This window comes from Paenibacillus sp. FSL R7-0204 (assembly GCF_038002225.1).
Taxonomy (GTDB): Bacteria; Bacillota; Bacilli; order Paenibacillales; family Paenibacillaceae; genus Paenibacillus_AQ.
In genome coordinates this window covers 3,474,608-3,492,632 of sequence record NZ_JBBOCA010000001.1, presented here as the reverse complement: position 1 = coordinate 3,492,632, position 18,025 = coordinate 3,474,608, and the positions used below count along the sequence as shown (strand labels likewise).

Annotated in this window: 18 protein-coding genes; 11 read left to right on the top strand and 7 right to left on the bottom strand. The window is 54.1% G+C overall.

Features of this window, described 5'->3' with window-relative positions; translation table 11 throughout:
• Positions 1-86 precede the first annotated feature (86 nt).
• Positions 87-944, top strand: a complete 858-nt coding sequence (locus MKX42_RS15490; RefSeq protein WP_340753263.1) for an AraC family transcriptional regulator — start codon at positions 87-89, stop codon at positions 942-944.
• A gap of 119 nt (positions 945-1,063) precedes the next feature.
• Positions 1,064-2,170: a glycoside hydrolase family 88 protein gene (locus tag MKX42_RS15485; protein WP_340753262.1), complete on the top strand. Its 1,107-nt coding sequence runs from the start codon at positions 1,064-1,066 to the stop codon at positions 2,168-2,170.
• Between the two features lie 259 nt (positions 2,171-2,429).
• On the opposite strand, the gene MKX42_RS15480 is transcribed toward MKX42_RS15485, so the two are convergent.
• Positions 2,430-4,547, bottom strand: a complete 2,118-nt coding sequence (locus MKX42_RS15480) for a glycoside hydrolase family 52 protein (protein WP_340753261.1) — start codon at positions 4,545-4,547, stop codon at positions 2,430-2,432.
• A gap of 173 nt (positions 4,548-4,720) precedes the next feature.
• On the opposite strand from MKX42_RS15480, the gene MKX42_RS15475 reads away from it, so the two are divergent.
• The 4 genes from MKX42_RS15475 to MKX42_RS15460 all read left to right on the top strand — a co-directional run bounded on the left by MKX42_RS15475 (position 4,721) and on the right by MKX42_RS15460 (position 8,072).
• A complete protein-coding gene (locus MKX42_RS15475; RefSeq protein WP_340753260.1) occupies positions 4,721-5,689 on the top strand; it encodes an AraC family transcriptional regulator in 969 nt (322 codons plus the stop codon).
• A complete protein-coding gene (locus MKX42_RS15470) occupies positions 5,689-6,039 on the top strand; it encodes a cupin (RefSeq protein WP_340753259.1) in 351 nt (116 codons plus the stop codon). The genes MKX42_RS15475 and MKX42_RS15470 overlap by 1 nt, the downstream gene beginning before the upstream one ends.
• Before the next feature lie 403 nt (positions 6,040-6,442).
• Positions 6,443-7,195 (top strand): YdcF family protein, encoded by a 753-nt coding sequence (locus MKX42_RS15465; protein ID WP_340753258.1) that lies wholly within the window; start codon positions 6,443-6,445, stop codon positions 7,193-7,195.
• A 61-nt stretch (positions 7,196-7,256) separates the two neighbouring features.
• Positions 7,257-8,072: a phosphotransferase enzyme family protein gene (locus MKX42_RS15460; protein WP_340753257.1), complete on the top strand. Its 816-nt coding sequence runs from the start codon at positions 7,257-7,259 to the stop codon at positions 8,070-8,072.
• A gap of 53 nt (positions 8,073-8,125) precedes the next feature.
• Here MKX42_RS15460 and ybaK read toward each other — a convergent pair whose 3' ends face one another.
• The 4 genes from ybaK to MKX42_RS15440 form a co-directional block, all read right to left on the bottom strand.
• Complete coding sequence (ybaK, locus tag MKX42_RS15455; RefSeq protein ID WP_340753256.1) at positions 8,126-8,596, bottom strand: Cys-tRNA(Pro) deacylase; 471 nt, start codon at positions 8,594-8,596, stop codon at positions 8,126-8,128.
• Positions 8,597-8,608: 12 nt separating this feature from the next.
• Positions 8,609-8,881 carry a YolD-like family protein gene (locus MKX42_RS15450; protein ID WP_268748447.1) on the bottom strand — a complete coding sequence of 91 codons (273 nt, stop codon included), beginning with the start codon at positions 8,879-8,881 and terminating at the stop codon, positions 8,609-8,611.
• An 85-nt stretch (positions 8,882-8,966) separates the two neighbouring features.
• Positions 8,967-10,391 carry an aspartate ammonia-lyase gene (gene aspA / locus MKX42_RS15445; protein WP_340753255.1) on the bottom strand — a complete coding sequence of 475 codons (1,425 nt, stop codon included), beginning with the start codon at positions 10,389-10,391 and terminating at the stop codon, positions 8,967-8,969.
• Positions 10,392-10,630: 239 nt separating this feature from the next.
• A complete protein-coding gene (locus tag MKX42_RS15440; protein ID WP_340753254.1) occupies positions 10,631-12,304 on the bottom strand; it encodes a hypothetical protein in 1,674 nt (557 codons plus the stop codon).
• A 225-nt stretch (positions 12,305-12,529) separates the two neighbouring features.
• On the opposite strand from MKX42_RS15440, the gene kduI reads away from it, so the two are divergent.
• Genes kduI through kduD form a run of 3 tightly spaced genes read left to right on the top strand, consistent with a single transcriptional unit; the run spans position 12,530 to position 14,947 of the window.
• Positions 12,530-13,363 carry a 5-dehydro-4-deoxy-D-glucuronate isomerase gene (gene kduI, locus MKX42_RS15435; RefSeq protein WP_340753253.1) on the top strand — a complete coding sequence of 278 codons (834 nt, stop codon included), beginning with the start codon at positions 12,530-12,532 and terminating at the stop codon, positions 13,361-13,363.
• Between the two features lie 34 nt (positions 13,364-13,397).
• Positions 13,398-14,153 (top strand): DeoR/GlpR family DNA-binding transcription regulator, encoded by a 756-nt coding sequence (locus MKX42_RS15430; RefSeq protein WP_340753252.1) that lies wholly within the window; start codon positions 13,398-13,400, stop codon positions 14,151-14,153.
• A gap of 38 nt (positions 14,154-14,191) precedes the next feature.
• Positions 14,192-14,947, top strand: coding sequence for a 2-dehydro-3-deoxy-D-gluconate 5-dehydrogenase KduD (gene kduD / locus MKX42_RS15425; RefSeq protein ID WP_339310100.1), 756 nt, complete (start codon positions 14,192-14,194; stop codon positions 14,945-14,947).
• A 64-nt stretch (positions 14,948-15,011) separates the two neighbouring features.
• Here the strand turns inward: kduD and MKX42_RS15420 are convergent, their stop codons facing one another.
• A complete protein-coding gene (locus MKX42_RS15420; RefSeq protein ID WP_340753251.1) occupies positions 15,012-16,436 on the bottom strand; it encodes a hypothetical protein in 1,425 nt (474 codons plus the stop codon).
• On the bottom strand, positions 16,433-17,182 hold the full coding sequence (locus MKX42_RS15415; RefSeq protein WP_340753250.1) for an ABC transporter ATP-binding protein: 750 nt from the start codon (positions 17,180-17,182) through the stop codon (positions 16,433-16,435). Before MKX42_RS15415 ends, MKX42_RS15420 begins: the two co-directional genes overlap by 4 nt.
• 168 nt (positions 17,183-17,350) lie before the next feature.
• On the opposite strand from MKX42_RS15415, the gene MKX42_RS15410 reads away from it, so the two are divergent.
• Complete coding sequence (locus tag MKX42_RS15410; protein WP_340753249.1) at positions 17,351-17,572, top strand: helix-turn-helix transcriptional regulator; 222 nt, start codon at positions 17,351-17,353, stop codon at positions 17,570-17,572.
• Complete coding sequence (locus tag MKX42_RS15405; protein WP_340753248.1) at positions 17,559-18,011, top strand: hypothetical protein; 453 nt, start codon at positions 17,559-17,561, stop codon at positions 18,009-18,011. The genes MKX42_RS15410 and MKX42_RS15405 overlap by 14 nt, the downstream gene beginning before the upstream one ends.
• Positions 18,012-18,025 lie beyond the last annotated feature (14 nt).

Genomic DNA, 18,025 nt, shown 5'->3' with positions numbered 1-18,025 from the left:
TTTATTGTAGCGCCCTGGTGGGGTCAACGTTATAATAGAAACCATAAAATGTCTTTATTTTGTCATGACAGGAGCGTAAACCAAGGATGAAACAGCTATTCGAGCCTGTTCTGTTTGCGAACCGGCAGTCGCTGATCTGGGACTACCGCATCTATACCGACGATCATTACAAGGGATATTACCACTGGCATCAGTGCTGTGAGATCATGTTCGTACACGGCGGGCAGGGCAGCATTGTTGTGAATCAGCAGATGTATGATATCCGGCCGGGCATGCTTTTCTTTTTCCAGCCGTATCAGCTGCACCGGATTTCTTCGGACGTCTCAACCGAAAGCCCATTCATACGGACGATCTTCTATCTTGACCCCCTGACAGCAGAGCATCTGCTGCAGGGCTTCGCCAAACGTAAAGCGGTGTTCAATGCGTTATGGCAAGGCAGCAATCCCTATTGCGGCTTCGATCTTGGTGACCGCCTGGAGACTATGGAATGGATCTATGGGAATTACAATCAGTGCCGGAGCAAATCATCCGGGGAAGATACCGAGGATATCACGATGCTGCTTCTGCAGTTGTTAAGCTGCCTGGGAACAGGGGAGCAGTCACTGATTCATACCGGAGAACGGCGGAAGCTCCGCTATTCGGAGCAGATCATGAACTGGATTGAAGCGCATTATCAGGAAGAGGTGAATCTGGAGCAGCTTGCGGAGGAGACTCACCTCTCGAAATCCTATGTCTCGCGGATTTTTCATCAGGAAACAGGCGGCCGCCTGGTCGACTATCTTACCGCCCGTCGTCTCAAGCAGGCCTGCCGGCTGCTCGAGACGACGGACCTGACGGTGGAGCGAATCGGCAGCGCTGTCGGATTCCCGAATCCTTCCTACTTCAACCAGCTGTTCAAGCGGGTACTCGGCCTTTCTCCGCTGCAATACCGCAAGGGAACCTGAGAGCCTACTTACGAGGAATAGGACAATATAACAACATTTCGTGATATCAAATGACAACTTCCAGTTCGCCAGAGGCGTTATACTGAGGCCATAATCTAATTCAAGTGGAGGCATCAGCGATGACTACAGCTTATTGGCAGGAAGTAATGAACCGTCTGGAACCGAAAGTAAACGGCATGATCAAGGCGCTCGGGACGCGGAGTCCTCATGCTGCGGGAGCAGACGGCAGATTCGATAATCCCGGGACTGACTGGTGGACCTCCGGCTTCTGGCCGGGAATACTCTGGGTCATGTATGATATGACCGGCAAGGAAGCTTATAAGGATACTGCCTGGCCCGGGGACGAAACGATTGGACAGTGGTTCGCGAAGCCGACCGAAGAGCTGCATCACGATGTCGGCTTTCAATTCCTGGCTACTGCGGTGATCAAGCATACGCTTACAGGTGATGCAGAGGGCTTGCGCCGGGGACTTGAAGCGGCTAACTACCTGGCTGCACGTTATAATCCGGCGGGCCGGTTCATCCGCGCCTGGAACGGGGACAAGCACGGCTGGGTGATCATCGACTGCATGATGAACATCTCGCTGCTCTTCTGGGCCAGCCGGATCACCGGCGATCCGCGCTACAGCCATATTGCTACCCGCCATGCGGAGACAGCAATGACCTATGGTGTGCGCGAGGACGGGTCCACCAGGCATATTCTCTCCTTCGATGCAGAGTCCGGCGCTTATATTGAGAACTTCGGCGGACAGGGATATTCCCCTGAATCCTGCTGGAGCCGGGGTTCAGCCTGGGGGCTGTACGGCTTCACGAACACCTACCGCCACACCGGGGACGTGCGCTTCTTGAATACCGCCAAGCGCATCGCCCATTATTTCATCGCGGCTCTCCCGGAAGATCACGTGCCGCACTGGGACTTCCGGCTGGCAGATGACAAGCGCATGGCCAGAGACAGCTCGGCCGCAGCAATTGCCGCTTCTGGCCTCCTGGAGCTGGCAGAGCTTGTACCGCCGGGCGAGAAACGTGTGTATGCGGATGCCGCAGAGCACATTCTGCGTTCGTTGACCGAGAGCTACGCTACCTGGGAGCAACCCGCGCATGAAGCCATCCTGCTGCACGGCGCAGTCAGCGGCGACTCCCACATGGATGTGTCGCTGATCTACGGCGACTACTTCTACGTTGAAGCTGTAGCGAAGCTGAACGGCTGGAAGCACCGTATTTTCTAGTCTGGTAATGGCATAACAACAAACAGCGGGCCTCCCTATCATTGGGGATTCGCACATAATACAAACAGCGAACCCCCGCACCCGGGAGGCTCGCTGTTTGTAATTTTAAACTTATGCTTCTTGAAAGCTCACCCTATAATCCTGCGTATCCACATCTGCGCTTCAAAATCCTGCAAAGAATGCAACTTATAATGTTTAACACGTTCCTTCACTTGTGCAACGTTCGATACTTCCCTTCGCTTATACGGCGTACGAATGCTTACCCCCGCTGCTCCTCCAGCCACAGAATGGCCGTTACCCCGCGCGGATAATATTTGCTGCCGGTGATTTCGCCGGAGATAATCTGGTCGCTCCAGCTCCAGATCGAGAGCTGCGGATGCGTAAGCCAAGCCGTATGAGCCTGATCTGCTGCGCGCCCCTTCTCCTCCCATTCCAGGCCGAGAATTTCTCTGGCGATGAACTGGGAGAGATAGATTTTACTCAGCCAGCTGTTATTGCTGGTGGAGGAGATTTTCCAGCCGCCGTCCTCGAACAGGCAGACTCCCTCCACAAGCACAGCCTTCAGATGCGTGTCCAGTGCCTCAAGATATTCACCGAACCGTCCTCCGCGCTCCAAAGCTTCCTTGCAGCCGGTGAAGTAAGGGAATACCAGGCCTTCGATGGCCGGGATAATCTTCGAATCATTGCCTTCGCCGATAACCGCAGGAATGTAGCCGCCGTCAGTCACACTCGCCACGATGGTAGACGCACAGAGTTCAGCTTGCCGGCCGGCAGTCCGGGACAGCTCCGTATTGCCGTTGTCGCGGAAAATCCGCTCCATAGCCAGATAAGCAGCCCAGCATTTTCCCGCCAGATAAATATTGTTGCGCGCCTGGCCCAGAGAGACATCCAGACTGTCATAGGTCGTAATCTCTGCACCGCCCATGGTCCGTGAGCTGTCGAGCGCCATCACACCGTTGCGCTTCGCCGGGTCCGGATGATCCCGGTTCAGCATGCTCTGCAGGCAGCTCTCCAGTACCGTCAGATTGCGCTCCATCCAGCTGCGGTCGCCCGTGTGCTCCACATAGGTTGCCGCAGTGAGAATCCAGTTGACCAATTGTTCGTGGGTCATATGCGAGAAGCAGCCGTCAATGCCGTACAGCTCATAGGAGGAATACCCCGGACGCGACACGGCGTTGGCTACTCCCATATCATGCGTGAAGCTGAGCCCGCCCGGATACTCGGTCCGGTCTCCCGGGAAGCGGACGGTGTCGACATAACTGAACCGGTCCACGAACATATCCAGCTCATTGCGTACGGTCCACGGGTTCATCTTCAGCTCGTAGAACAGCTGGTCTACCGTAAGATCGAACGTGTTCATCATCCGGTATTCGCCTTCGTTGACGACCCAGAAAGGCTGGCCTTTGTACTCCAAGAGCTCAGTGGAGCCGTAGTAGCTGCGGATAGCGTGAGCAAGCATGAAGGTCTGGTCGTCACTTAAGGCCGTTCCCTCCAGCATTCCGTTCGCCTGTTCAGCCTGCTGCTTCAGCGTATCGAACCGGGATAACGCGTATTCCGCAACAGCTTCCACATTGCTGTAATAGCGGTTATAGTAATAGCTCGCATCCATTCCCGAAGTCACATAACCGGAGCGGTGGAAGCAGACCGCGAACTGGTACACCTTGCGTTCACCGGCAGGCACATCCATAATAAGCGCGCCAACCTGCCCCAGCCCAAACGTCCAGTTCTCCTCCAGCTCCGCTGCAAGAATATCCTCCATTGTAAAATGCATTGCCGCCTTTACACTACCCTGCTTCGCGGCAATTGCCAGGAACCGGCCCTGGCCGACACCCGTCAGATCCTCCTGGCCGCCATCGAATCTTCTTAGGGCGCTATACGGGTCATTCCCCTGGAAGCCAAAGAAAGCACGGCGCGCAGAGCTGCCCGCTGTGTTATCGACTTCAAGCTCTACCAGCACTGCTGGCAGCAGTACTTCCTTCAGCTCTGCGTCCGAAGCTGTCCCCGGGTCCGGAACGGACCGGACTGGTGACAGAATGCGGAAGGTCAGATCGCCGGCCTGCCAGCTGTCTGTTGTAAGACGGAAATCGCGCGTAATTTCATCTTCTCCGAAGTGAAACAGCGTCTGCGGCTTGTCCGGACTCGGGTCCGGGTTCTCGATATCGTAGCGTTTGCTCTCATCGTCGCTGCCCTGCTCATGGAATGGTAACGTATCGTAACCGCGGCCATCCTTACGCGCAAGGCCGATATATATGTTCTGTCTCGGCGGTCTGCCTAGTTCCAGGTCAAAGCCGCCGGACGCTCCTTGAAATCCGAGGGTGAAGCTTGAGAATGATCCTATCGGTGAATGATGGGCATTGAAGAATTTGTTAGTCGGCATACAGTATATACACTCCCTCCAGCTGTGTCCCGGCAATGCCGGGCTCTAGCTCTATGTTAGCGTTACCTCCTCTCAGGCAACAGGCGCAAAGCCGCCAATTATTTGGACAAATCAATCGGACGCAGCGGCCTATGCTATAATAGATCCATCTTTTAACAAAGAAGAGGTTAAACATGAACGTATTAGATCCCGGCACACAGCATTCCATGGACGGACGCATGTCCCCGGATGTTCAAGCTGCCTTCCATCTCTTCGCCGCCCACTGGCGCAAGGTGAACAGAGAGTGGCAATATCCGGCACACACTCACCCGATGTTCGAGATCAACATCGTTCTGCAGGGCTGGCAGCACATGGCCGTAGGCGGACAATCCTACATCCAGGAGAGCGGCCACATTCTGTTCATCCGCCCCGGTGTGCTGCACTCCAGTCTGGGCGCAGCCTCAGGGGATGAGATGTCTTATTACTGCCTGCACTTCGACATTGACGATCTGGTTCTGCGCCGCTCCTTAATGACGATGGATACTGTCAGTCTGAGTGGAGACACTCCGGAGCTGAAGGCGATCCGCTCCTCCCTGGATGAGATCATCCGCTCGACCATTCTCCCGGAGGCCAGTGATGCGCAGCGGGGCCGGCTGGTGATGCTGAACGCTTCGCTCCAGTTCTTCGCCGCCCTTAGCGGCTGGGTGCTGGCTGCCCTGCCTTCTCCTGCCCGGAGCACCCTACCGGGAGTGACGGAGAAGACCGTCGCCCTGGCGAATGCCATTGAAGGGCTGCTGCAGGAATCCGTCTTCACAGCTGCAGCAACAGGCAGCAGAGCCGGAAGCATCGAGGAGATTGCGGCCAGGCTTGGCTACAGCCCCAACCACTGCAACCGCGCCTTCCGGCAGATCTACGGGCTGCCTCCCAGACAGTATCTCTCCGATCTCATTATCCGCCATGCCAAGCTGCTGTTGCTGGATAACAACCTGTCTGTGGAGAGCATCGCCTATCGGCTGGGCTACCGCGATGTCTCTCATTTCAGCAAGCAGTTCAAGCGCTGGACCGGCCTGCCCCCCATGGGCTACCGCCAGCTTACGGAAGAGCCGGGCAAGACGGAAGGGCACGCGTTGTTCACCGGGAAGCACACACAAGGAGGTGTCTAATGGAGATCTATCATTTCGGCATAGATACCGGTAAATCCATCTCCGCCTTCCAGTCCGACTTCATCCTCTCCCGGATCATTCAGACAGAAGAGCAAGCTCATATAGGCTGCGTATATCTAGGTGAGCAAGGAATCATCGGGTATCATCAGGCTGCTTCTTCACAACTGCTGCTGATTCTGAACGGTGAAGGATATGTGCGGGGAGAGGAAGCGGAATTCACAGCTGTTAGTGCGGGCCAAGCTGTCTTTTGGAAGCAAGGGGAGTGGCATGAGACCCGCACAGATTCAGGATTGACAGCGGTTATGATTGAATGTGATTCGCTGAACCCTGCCGCCTATATGACTCTCTAACTGACCATCAAGAGGACTGAGATTCCGTTATTTGCGTAAATCAGGTGAAATTCCGGGCTGAGCGGACTGAGATTCCGTTATACGTCCTAACATGTGTCCTTTAAGGCTCAAAAGTACAAGATAGCGGAATCTCAGTCCGTTTCGACCCTATCAAGCTTGATTTTTGCAAAATAGCGGAATCTCAGTCCACCTCAGTTGTAGGCTCACCGAGAGCGCGCATGAAATGCGTATGAAGCACGAAACAGCGCAGCACTGAATCGCCGGATCATCAAATCACCAAATCATCCGGGTGAAGCCGGGAACTCCAGCCGGACCCGTGGTACCATGCAACTGGAATGGACCTGCTATGCGGGTGATTTTATGTTAAATGTCTTATATCCTATGTTTAAAAGTTGGTGACCGTATGATCTATCTCATTAAATTCGTATACAGCTTTGTCCTGCCGCCCGGGATATTCGTCCTGCTGCTGCTGGGCATGGTGGTCTGGCTGTGGAAAAATAGCCGCCGTCCCGCAATCGTGCTGCTGGCGGTCACGCTCCTGCTCTATCTGTCGATGACCTCTGCTGTCGCCGACACGCTGATTGGGAGCCTGGAGCGGAAGTACCCTCAGCCTGCTTCCGCTGAGGGGGATGTGATCGTAATCCTCGGCGGCGGGGCCACCTCCGGCACCCCGGATCTGGACGGGCAGGGCAATATGTCCGGTCCGGCGGCGAACCGGCTGCTGGCGGCTGCGCGGCTGTACCGCGAGACCGGCCTGCCAATTATTTTCTCCGGGGGACAGGTATTCGCCGACAGCGGCAATGAAGCGGATATCGCCCGGCGGCAGCTCATCGGCCTCGGCATCTCCGCAGAGGATATCCTGCCGGAGAACCGCTCGCTCAATACGGAGCAGAATGCGGTCAACACCGCGAAGCTCATGCAGGAGCATGGCTTCAGCCGTCCCGTTCTAGTGACGTCAGGCTTCCATATGCCGCGAAGCATGGTCCAGTTCGGGCATGCCGGACTTACGCCGCAGGCTTTTCCGGTCGATTTCCAGGCCAGCCGCCCTATGTCCCTCTATGTAAGCAAATTCACTCCGTCTGCCGGAGCCGTCTCCACAACCGGACTGGCGCTGAAGGAGTATCTGGGATTAATAGCCGCGAAGCTGCTGCCTTGACCCCTGCAGCCGGCTGCACGCGGCCGCACGCTCAGCACAGAAAGCGAGGTACCTTAAACCAATGAACCACTACGATGAAGAGAAGTTAACCGGCGGAAATGTAAATGAGATCATCCGCAAGGCAGACACCGTCCGCCGTCCCACTGGGAGCTGGAGCACAAGTATTCATGCACTGCTACAGCATTTGGAGCAGCAGAATTTCGCAGGAGCACCCAGATTCCTGGGTGTAGATGAAGCTGGGCGCGAAATCCTATCCTTTCTTCCCGGCGAGGTTCCGGGCAACGCTTATCCTGAGCTGGAACCGTACATGTGGTCTGAAGAGACCCTTACGGGCCTGGCCCGCCTGTTACGCAGCTATCATGATGCAACAGAGGGTTTCGTACCGACTAGTATACATACGGAGTGGCAGCTCCCCTATGCCGATCCCGCGGCACATGAAGTGATCTGCCATAATGACGCGGCGCTGTACAACGTGGTGTTTCAGCATGGTGCGCCCGTGGCGCTGATTGATTTCGACATGGCCGGTCCGGGCCCGCGCCTATGGGATATTGCCTATACCCTCTACACCTCAGTACCGCTCGCCGGTTTTGCACCCGACTATCTGACAGGCTCCACGGTACCTTACCAGGCAGACCTGCATGCGGCAGACCGGCAGCGGCGGATTAAGCTGTTTTTCGAAGCCTATAGACTCCCTGTCCCTGAAGATCTGCATGACTGGCTGACCCGGCGGCTCAGGGCTATGTGCGATACGCTGAAGAAGGAGGCCGAGGCAGGCAACCCAGCTTTTGTCCAAATGGTAGAAGAAGGCCACCTGGCCCACTATGAGCGCGAGCTGCAATTCATAGCGGACCATTACAGCGAATGGACTACTGCTTGAAGCAAAAGCCGGAACCCCTACACACATAGGAGTTCCGGCTTTATTCGTTACATTTACTCTTTAATCAACTCTGCAAAAACCGCAGACACCTCTTCAGCCAGCAGCTTCGGCTCAAGCTCCATCTGAACGCCGATCCGGCCTGCGCTGACCGCGATTGTCTCAAGCTCCGCCGCACTGCTGTGAATGAACGTAGGGTAAAGCTTCTTCATCCCGACAGGGGAACAGCCTCCGCGCACATATCCCGTGTACTTCAGCAGGTCCTTCAGCGGCAGCAGCTCGATCTTCTTCACTCCGGCAGCTCTGGCGGCTCGCTTCAGATCCAGCTCCTCAGCAACAGGGATCACATAGACGTACGGCTGCGGCCCGCTGTGTGCGACCAGTGTCTTGAATACTACTTCAGGAGGCAGACCAATCTTCTCTGCAACCGCTGTTCCGTGAATGAGTCCGTCCTCATTGTCGTAGCTATGAATGGTGTAGCTTATCTTCCTTGCATCCAGTATGCGCATGGCATTCGTTTTGTTCATCTGCCGCTCCCCCTAGTCCCGGGGGTAATTGATTTGCATAATGTCCATGAACGGCACCTTGATAATCTCTTCATTATTTCTGACATGCACCCTGCCGGTTCGCGAATCCATCTCTACAATCACTCCGCGCACCTCTTCTTCCTTCCCCCAGACCGTCAGCAGAATCTCGGAATCCTCCTGCTTCGCCTCTACCAGCTGGTTGCCCAGCTCCTCAAGCACGAATTCGTCGCGGGTGGGACGTTTTGCCACTTTTGCCTTCGCCACACTTTGCCTCCAGTAAGCCATTACAGAATATAGGATCATGCCCGGTGTAAATGCTCGTGTCTATTATACCATGAGCGGAAGCCTGATTTTACACAAATCACGATTATTATTCATGATTCAAAAGCGCGGCCCCCGCGATGCCGGGATGGGTCATTTCATACGGGTCCAGAATCAGGTTCAGCTCCTCTTCGCTCAGCACATTGTACTTCAGACACAAGGCCCGTACCGATTCTCCGGTCAGAATAGCTTCCCTGGCAATCCGCGAGACGACCTCATACCCCAGATGCGGGTTCACGGCAGTAATGATACCAACGCTTCTCTCCACCTCACGCGCAAGCTTCTCCTTGTTGGCTTCAATCCCTGCCAGACAATAGTCGGTGAACACCCGGAAGGAATTGTTCATAATGCTAATCGACTGAATCAGATTGAACACCATCACCGGCTCCATAACGTTCAGCTCCAGTTGACCGGCCTGAGCGGCAAGACAGATCGTATGATCATTGCCGATCACCTGAAAAGCCACCTGGTTAATCACCTCGGCCATCACCGGATTCACCTTGCCGGGCATGATGGATGATCCCGGCTGGCGGGCCGGCAGCGTTATTTCATTGAAGCCGGAGCGCGGGCCGGAGGCCATCAGGCGCAGATCATTGGCGATTTTGGACATATTCATCATGCAGACCTTAAGCGAGGCCGAGACTTCGGTATAAGCATCCGTGTTCTGCGTAGCATCCACCAGATGCTCCGCGCTGACCAGCGGCAGACCGCTGATCTCAGCCAGCAGCTCGACGACACGCGTAATATACCGGGGATCGGCGTTCAGTCCGGTGCCCACGGCGGTCGCGCCCATGTTCACCTCATACAGATGGCCGCGCGTATGCTCGATCCGCTGAATATCACGCTCCAGCACCCGGCTGTACGCCTCGAATTCCTGTCCGAGACGGATTGGCACCGCATCCTGCAAATGGGTCCGCCCCATTTTGATCACGGAATCGAATTCAGCCGCCTTCTGCAAAAACACCCCGTGCATCGTCCGCATCGTAATCAGCAGCTGCTCCAGCAGCGATAGCGTGGCAATATGAATGGCCGTCGGAAAAGCATCGTTCGTTGATTGCGCCATATTCACATGAGTGTTCGGACTAAGCTGCAGGTAATCCCCCTTGGCCTTGCCCAGCAGCTCCAGCGCACGGTTCGCAATCACTTCATTGGCATTCATATTCAGCGAGGTGCCCGCGCCGCCTTGAATCGGATCCACGATGAACTGCTCATCCCAGTTCCCCGCAATCACCTCGTCTGCCGCTTGGACGATGACCTTACCCAGGCCCTTATAGAGGCGGCCGATTTCCATGTTGGCGAGCGCAGCGGATTTTTTGACAATCCCCATCGCCTTGATTAATTCATGGTGCACACGGTAGCCTGTAATAGGGAAATTCTCCACCGCCCGGAGGGTCTGTATCCCGTAATAGGCCTGATGCTCCACCTGCTTGCTGCCCAAAAAATCCTTCTCCAGCCGATATTCTGTCTCTGTCATCCTGCTCTCCCCCATGTCTTCAGTAGTAGATCCTCAGCTGCAAATTAATCAACTTATTCTTTCCTTGCAGCCCTAAAGATATTACCTTCATTGCTGCGCCATGCTTAAGGCCTATGCGGGTAGCGCAAAGAACCCGGCAGCCATTGCTGACCCCCGGGCTCTATGTCATTGTAGCTTAAAATTTGAGATAGTTCCAATCCGAAAAAATCTTAATATCCCCTGGGAGCGAAGTGTCCCGGTTAGACCTTATAATGTTCGAATGATACCGGTTTGCCGTTAATCAGCGACTGTATTCCCGTATGCTTATTGTCTATGCTGAGCTGTAGACGCTCATTGCCGCTCCAGGCCGTATACGCGGCCGACAGGATCTCTCCGTCCGTAAATTCGGGTGCCCGCTGCATAGCGGCTGCGGCAAATTCCTTAAGATTGTGTATTCCCAGCTCCGCCGCCTGATCTGTGCTAAGCGCTTCGACCACGACGCCTCCCGGCATGTTCCTGGACGTTACCTCCAGATAGGATTGCCGCTCCAGCAGTTCATATTCATGTGATACATAGACGGCAAAATACACATTGCCCGCATGTCCAAGCAGCGCCTTGGGCTGCCTGATCCATTCGCCTGGCGGAAGCACACCGACGATGGCCGTGTCCTCTCCTTCGGGCACCGGGAACAGCGACAGGATCGTGTTCTGATGATACAGCACCTCCATATAAGGACTCTGGTGCCGGGGATCGCCCGGCTGATAGCCTTGACCCGGATGGAAAAAGTAAAGCCGGTTCACACCTGCCGCCGCCGGAACCGGCAGCGAGAAGGCCCAGCGCAGCTGCTCATTGTCGAATTCCTCCACCCGCTCCCACATCCCGCCTGCCGCGTAATCCTTGCAGATATAGGCGTAAGAATGCAGCGCTGGCTGGCGCTCCCGGGAACCGGCAACCACCTTCTCAGTCTTCTTGCAGACCTCCACCGGTAACCGGCGGTTCAGGGCAGCGGAGCGCACCTCTTCCGGCGCATCATAATAGAGGAACCCTGCATATTCGGTACGGGGCATCTCCTCCTTCAGCTCGAAATCGCCGAACTGGACATAATCATGCAGCAGATTGCCGTCTGCCGGAACATCATGCGGCCAGCCCCGGGAATGCGCGCCCGCCCAGGCCCCTTGCAGGTACCACTGGCTCCGCTCGGTCCACAGGAAATCCAGCATCTCGCCAAGCCGGTCTTTTACACCGCTGTCCTCTTCCAGCTCCCAGGCGCAGGTGAACGCCTGCACCCAGTGCCAGAACCACGGCAGGCTGCCATACTCCGGCATTCCCTTTGCGCGGATATGCGCCAGCGTCAGCTCCAGGCTGTGCCGCCCGTCCTCCCTCAACAGATCGTCCTCGAACAGCTGGCCGAAGATCAGCTTCGCGGCCGTATATTTCGCCTCGTGATGGCCGAAGGTCGCGACCTGCTTACGGAAAAAGGCGCTGCGGTAGATATGGCCGATAGCCGTATGGAACGCCACCCGCAGTCCCGCACTGAACCGGCCGGAATATTGCCGGTTGAACCAGACCATCAGACTGCCCATAATCTCCACCGGCAGCTCATGCGGTGCCGCCTCTCCCGGAGTGGGATGCAGCCCCAGCGGCCAATGTCCATACAGGGGGGTCCCCGGCATCCGGTTCTGGAGCTTCACTGTTTCTAATAGGACAGACTCGGCCTTGCGCTTGGCATCCTCCCGGCTGAACGGAAGCTCCAGCGTATCATCCACCGCAGCGGCAAACAGATAAGACGCATAATAGAAGTTGTTCCGTACATCATCATGGAACCAGAGTCCGCTGTACAGCAGTGGACGGCGCTCCGCCTCCACCGCGATAGCGGATATAATCTGCCGCTGGCGTATTTTAGAAGTCGTCTGTTGCTGAGGCATATCTGCCATCTCGTTCACCCTCCGTGAGTATGAATTCCATATTTTTAATCCTGAATAAATCCCATGTACTCCAGCTCTATTGTGCACGCTTTCAGTTCAGATGGCAATCTTATCACTGAACAAATAAACTAAAATAAACGCACTAAAAAAGATTATGCTTGATAAATGAACGTAAATGGATTAAATTGTACCTATACGAACGAAAATATGTTTTCTAAGGAGACTGAATATTCGATGGAAAGACGTTTTGCATCACATCCGAATGAAGTGAAGCAGTTTGACACTGAGCGCCTGCGCAAGGAGTTCCATATCCCGGTTATCTTTGCACCAGACGAGCTGAAGCTTGTCCTGACCCATGAAGACCGCATGATTGTTGGCGGAGCGAATCCTGTGAACGGCGAAGTGGCGCTGACCACGGACCTCAAGGAGCTTGGCGTCACTTACTTCCTGGAACGCCGCGAGCTGGGAATCATCAATGTCGGCGGCCTGGGTTCGGTTGTTGTGGACGGTACTGAATATGAGGTTGATTTCAAGGAATGCCTGTATGTGGGCCAAGGCTCGAAGGATGTTGTTTTCAAGAGCGCAGACAGCGCTAAGCCGGCCAAATTCTATCTGAATTCCGCTCCGGCACACCAGTCTTACCCGACTACGAAGACTACGCTGGCTGAATCCGAATCTGGAGCCATGGGCGGCCTGGAGAATTCCAATGAACGGACAATTCACCGCTTCATCCACACGAACGGCGTGCAGAGCGCACAGCTTGTAATGGGGATGACTCAACTGAAGCCGGGCAGCATGTGGAACACCATGCCATCCCACACCCATCCGCGCCGGATGGAAGCCTACTTCTATTTCGATCTGCCGGACGATTCCATCGTCTTCCACCTGATGGGCGAGCCGACCGAGACCCGCCACATCGTAATGCACAATGAACAAGCTGTTATCTCACCAAGCTGGTCCATTCACAGCGGTGTGGGTACGCATAACTATACCTTCATCTGGAGCATGGCAGGAGACAACAAACGGTACGATGATATGGACCCCGTAGGGATGAAAGAATTACAATAGAAGCAAATCAACTACGGAAAGATGAGGCAGGCGGATGAACCCGATACGGCGGCACGAGATGATTATGGAAGTTATGCTGAACCAGAAGGATGTAACCGTGAACGAATTGAGCGACAAGCTCCAGGTCACCGGCAAAACGATCCGCGAGGACTTAAGCAAGCTGGAGGAGCAGGGACTGATTATGCGCGTCCACGGCGGTGCCGTGCTGGCACAGAGCGATCAGTTCGGCATTCTGCCCCTGCGCAATCCGCTGGATAAATATGCTGAGGAAAAGACGGAGATTGCCCGGCGTGCACTGGCGCATATCGCTCCGGACGACATCATTGCCCTGGACGGCGGAAGCACAACGCTTGAGATTGCCCGGCGGCTGGACAATATTCCCCTTACGGTCATTACCAATGATGTCTACATCATCAGTGAGCTGGTTCCCAGAGATAACATCCGTCTGGTTGTACCCGGCGGCTATCGTGTCCGCAATATGCTGGCCGGTCCCGAAGCGGTGTCCTATGTGCAGAAGCTTAATATTCAAAAAGCCTTTCTCTCGGCCACAGCCGTTCATATTGAACACGGCCTGTCCATATACACCGGCGACTTCATCGATTACAAACAGGCGTTAGTCTCCACGGCCCGCCAGGTGTTCGCCGCATGCGATCATCACAAGTTCGGCCAGACCGCGCTGCGCACCTTCGCTTCCCTGCAGGAGGTCGATGTGCTGCTGACAGACAGCGGGCTTGCTCCGGAGACCGCCGAACTGTTCCGCAAGGCTGGCATTAATATTGAATGCGGGTAATTGTAGAATTCCATTAGCTCAAAGGAGAGATTAATCATATGTCATCTTTATTCAGCTTGGCAGGTAAAACAGCAATCGTAACAGGCGCAGCGCAAGGTCTTGGACAAGGCATTGCCATCGCCTTCGCAGAAGCAGGTGCAGACGTAGTCTCCGTATCTCTTAATTCCAGTGACGAGACCGTAGCAGCCTGTGAAGCTTTTGGCGTCAAAGCACTGAGCATCGCCACTGACCTCAGCGACCATTCCAAGCTTCAAGGCATGTTCGACGAAGCCGTTGCCTTCACCGGCAAAGTGGATATCCTCGTCAACTGTGCAGGCATGATCCGCCGCACTCCGGCCAAGGACCATAGCGAGAAGGACTGGTTCGATGTCATTAACCTCAACCAGAACACCGTCTTCCTGCTGTCGCAGATTGCCGGACGTCACTTCCTGGAACGGGGAAGCGGCAAAATCATTAACATCGCCTCCATGCTCTCCTACCAGGGCGGCATCAACGTGCCGGGCTACACAGCAAGTAAACATGCCGTAGCCGGTCTGACCAAAGCCTTCGCCAATGAATGGGCAGGCTCGGGCCTTAACATCAACGCGATTGCTCCAGGCTACATGGCTACTGAGAACACCGCTCCAATCCGTGCGGACCAGGGCCGCTCCGACTCCATCCTTGAGCGTATTCCAGCCGGACGCTGGGGAACAGCGGAAGATGTGAAGGGCCCTGCCGTATTCCTGGCCTCCGCAGCTTCCGACTACCTGAACGGCCACATTCTGAATGTGGATGGCGGCTGGTTGGCTAGATAAGGAACCCATACAACGAACCCCCGGTTGCTTCTTATGAAGCATGGCCGGGGGTTTTGTATGTTCCTTATAGTCTGCTCATGAGTTGAGGACGGGTTGTATTGTCCGAAATTCTTTTTAGACAGATCAGATTGCCAATTACAAGAATCACGAGATAGATCATGGACCCCATTAACATATTCGGAACCAAGTAGATAATCGCTAATACCGGGAACACAAACAGAAGGGAAAGAAGGCTTGTCGCATACAAGCCCTGACGCGGAGTTCTGAGCCGCAGAGAAAGAATAGCTGCTATGAACATCATGGCGATGGATGAGAGCAGACCAACGGGAAACAGCAGGATAAGCTGGGCAGCCGTATAGCCTTGGATGGAGACAAGCTCAGGCCTGATCAGCGCTGCAATAGTTACACCCGCTAACGTCAGCAGGGATGAGAGAGTCAGCATGACCGCCGTTACAAGCACTGGAATCATACATTTGGCCAGAAAGACCGGCCGGATCTGCAAAGGTGTAGACAATAAGGCTTCCCCTGTCTTATATACTTTTTCCCCGCCTATGGAGTACGCTATTAAGTTGGTCGGTACTCTCGTTATTACTAGCACGGTTAGCAGAACGGCATAGTTGAGGTTAAGCGTTCCCGTATAATACAGCAGCAGACACATCATAGCAACGGGCGAGAAGCACAGAAATCCAAAGCTCAGGAGCATCCTTTTCAAGGTCATTAGCAGCTTCCATTCCAATCTCAACACTATGCCAAACTGAGATCTCGGGAGAGCTAAGGATATACGCTGCTGATGTACGTTCTCCGGCTTCTTGATGGTGATGGGCTGGAAGAAATCCGGCTGCTTCATCCTCCTGATCTTCGCTGCGAACATGGCTATAACGCCAAGGTAAATCAATGAACCGATACAACTTATGATCAGCGCCAATAACAAGTCCGCAGTTCCTATAACCGACAGACAGACAACAAACAGAAAGCTCAGAGGATAAGCCATTAGCGACACCCGCTGGTTGGCAGCCCGTAAATCCCCTGATCTGGAGGAAGCATACACCCCGCCCATGCATATTCCACTATAATTCAAGGCAGCTACAATCATGATGCACATCCATTGCCAAGGAATCAACGCGGCTTCGCCGCCGGCAAGATAGCTCGTTAACGCAGCGCAGAGGACGGTTATAGTGAAGTAGCCCAGCGCAAATAAGAAGCAGAATTCAAACTTCCTCCAGAGCATGCTTTTCCCTTGGATGGGACTGGACAGGAGTGTCTCCAAAGTGCGGTGCTCCCGTTCTCCCGCAATGCTGCCGGATAACATGGGTCTCAGTAAGACTGCCGTAAGTAATGCTGCGGTGGTTAAGGAGACTTCTACCCCGTGCATGAACAGCGGAAGGATTATACCGGTAATGCCTATGGACAGGCCGTAAAAGAAGAGCATCCCTTTGTCACTTGTAAACTCTGCGCACTGAATACGAAAAACGGGATAGGATCTGTTCATCGGCCTCCCCCCTGCTCCATATCCATGTACAGCTTCTCAAGACTGAATTGCCCGTTCTCCATGTAATGCTCGCTGTCTTGGAGCGCAGAGATGGAATCGGTAAAAATATTCCGGCCGTGCCGCAGAATCGTGATTCTATCGCACAGCTTCTGGACCTCTTCCAGATGATGTGTGGTCATAATGATGGTGGTTCCCTCTTCCTTCGCCAGCCGCGATAACATCTTCCTTAGATCAGCTGCGCTGACAGGATCCAGCCCATTCGTAGGCTCATCCAGGATCAGAAGGCGCGGTTTATGCAGCATCGCCCGGATCAGGGCAACCTTTTTTTTCATGCCGGTAGACAAGCCCTTAATCATCGTTCGTTTCTTGTCTTGCATTCCAAATGTCCGCAGCAGCTCATCAATACGGCTATTAGATTCTACACGGCTCATACCATAAATGTCCGCGTAATACATCAGGTTATCCCAGACGCTCAAAGACTCGTACAGCCCTGTATCTTCAGATAAAACGCCGCACAGCCCGCGTACGCTATCCCCCTCCTGTATCGGATTCCGCCCAAAAACATTGACCTCCCCTTCGTCCGGCTCCAGCAGACCAAGCAGCAGGCGAAGCGTTGTGGTCTTTCCCGCTCCATTATGCCCAAGCAGTGCGTAGACCTCGCCCTCCGCAATACTCAGATCCAGGCCGTTTACGGCAGCGACATCGCCAAAGGACTTTCTGACACCTGCAAACCGTATATTCTCCATGCTCCCCGCACCATCCTCTAGGTTATCTTATGTATAGCTTACTGCACATAATTAGTATAGTCAACTATACATAAATGGTATAGTAAACTTGACTAAGCCCGTAACTGTGCAACATAATAACAGAGTTGAGGTGCAGATAACATTACTTCAGGGGGAGGTGGCAGGTTAGTGAAGACAAGAATACGCGAGCTGCGAAAAGAGCGGCGGATTTCTCAAGAAGAATTGGCTAAGGCACTGCGTGTCACACGCCACACCATCACTTCAATCGAGAATGAAAAGTACATTGCCTCCCTCCCGCTTGCCTATAAAATTTCAAAATTTTTCGGTTTGCCGATCGAGGATATTTTTGATTTTTCAGATGTGGAGGATATGGACTATGAAGTCTTTTGAACAGGAGCTGCGGCGGCGGATCGTTATCAATTCCTTCTACGCGGCAGGTATGGGGATGACCGTTATTGTCGCGTTTATACTCAAAGCATTCGTATGGGGCAGGCTCGACACACTGGGCAGCTGGGATATAGGGATTCTCGCCGGTTTATTCTTCGGTTCGTGGATTACTGCCGCTCTCCGTATTGCCAGGCTCCGCAAGGCGCTCAAAAACCCTGAAATCTTAGAAGCGTTACATATTGCCGCGCAAGACGAACGAAACCGGATGATCGCCTTAAAAACGGGCAGGGCTGCTATACGTCTTTTCCTTCTTTTATTGGCTTTTTCTGCTATCGTCGCCTCTTTGATTAATCAAACCGTGTTCTTAACGATTGCTGTTACTTTGGTTACACTTCTGTTGTTGTACCTTCTGTTATCAGCATACTACTCCCGGAAAATTTAACTTACCGGGGCAAT

Bases quoted from the DNA above. Each gene is read 5' to 3' on its own strand.
- MKX42_RS15490 (WP_340753263.1), top strand. From the start codon at position 87: ATGAAACAGCTATTCGAGCCTGTTCTGTTTGCGAACCGGCAGTCGCTG.
- MKX42_RS15485 (WP_340753262.1), top strand. From the start codon at position 1,064: ATGACTACAGCTTATTGGCAGGAAGTAATGAACCGTCTGGAACCGAAA.
- MKX42_RS15480 (WP_340753261.1), bottom strand. From the start codon at position 4,547: ATGCCGACTAACAAATTCTTCAATGCCCATCATTCACCGATAGGATCA.
- MKX42_RS15475 (WP_340753260.1), top strand. From the start codon at position 4,721: ATGAACGTATTAGATCCCGGCACACAGCATTCCATGGACGGACGCATG.
- MKX42_RS15470 (WP_340753259.1), top strand. From the start codon at position 5,689: ATGGAGATCTATCATTTCGGCATAGATACCGGTAAATCCATCTCCGCC.
- MKX42_RS15465 (WP_340753258.1), top strand. From the start codon at position 6,443: ATGATCTATCTCATTAAATTCGTATACAGCTTTGTCCTGCCGCCCGGG.
- MKX42_RS15460 (WP_340753257.1), top strand. From the start codon at position 7,257: ATGAACCACTACGATGAAGAGAAGTTAACCGGCGGAAATGTAAATGAG.
- ybaK (WP_340753256.1), bottom strand. From the start codon at position 8,596: ATGAACAAAACGAATGCCATGCGCATACTGGATGCAAGGAAGATAAGC.
- MKX42_RS15450 (WP_268748447.1), bottom strand. From the start codon at position 8,881: ATGGCTTACTGGAGGCAAAGTGTGGCGAAGGCAAAAGTGGCAAAACGT.
- aspA (WP_340753255.1), bottom strand. From the start codon at position 10,391: ATGACAGAGACAGAATATCGGCTGGAGAAGGATTTTTTGGGCAGCAAG.
- MKX42_RS15440 (WP_340753254.1), bottom strand. From the start codon at position 12,304: ATGGCAGATATGCCTCAGCAACAGACGACTTCTAAAATACGCCAGCGG.
- kduI (WP_340753253.1), top strand. From the start codon at position 12,530: ATGGAAAGACGTTTTGCATCACATCCGAATGAAGTGAAGCAGTTTGAC.
- MKX42_RS15430 (WP_340753252.1), top strand. From the start codon at position 13,398: ATGAACCCGATACGGCGGCACGAGATGATTATGGAAGTTATGCTGAAC.
- kduD (WP_339310100.1), top strand. From the start codon at position 14,192: ATGTCATCTTTATTCAGCTTGGCAGGTAAAACAGCAATCGTAACAGGC.
- MKX42_RS15420 (WP_340753251.1), bottom strand. From the start codon at position 16,436: ATGAACAGATCCTATCCCGTTTTTCGTATTCAGTGCGCAGAGTTTACA.
- MKX42_RS15415 (WP_340753250.1), bottom strand. From the start codon at position 17,182: ATGGAGAATATACGGTTTGCAGGTGTCAGAAAGTCCTTTGGCGATGTC.
- MKX42_RS15405 (WP_340753248.1), top strand. From the start codon at position 17,559: ATGAAGTCTTTTGAACAGGAGCTGCGGCGGCGGATCGTTATCAATTCC.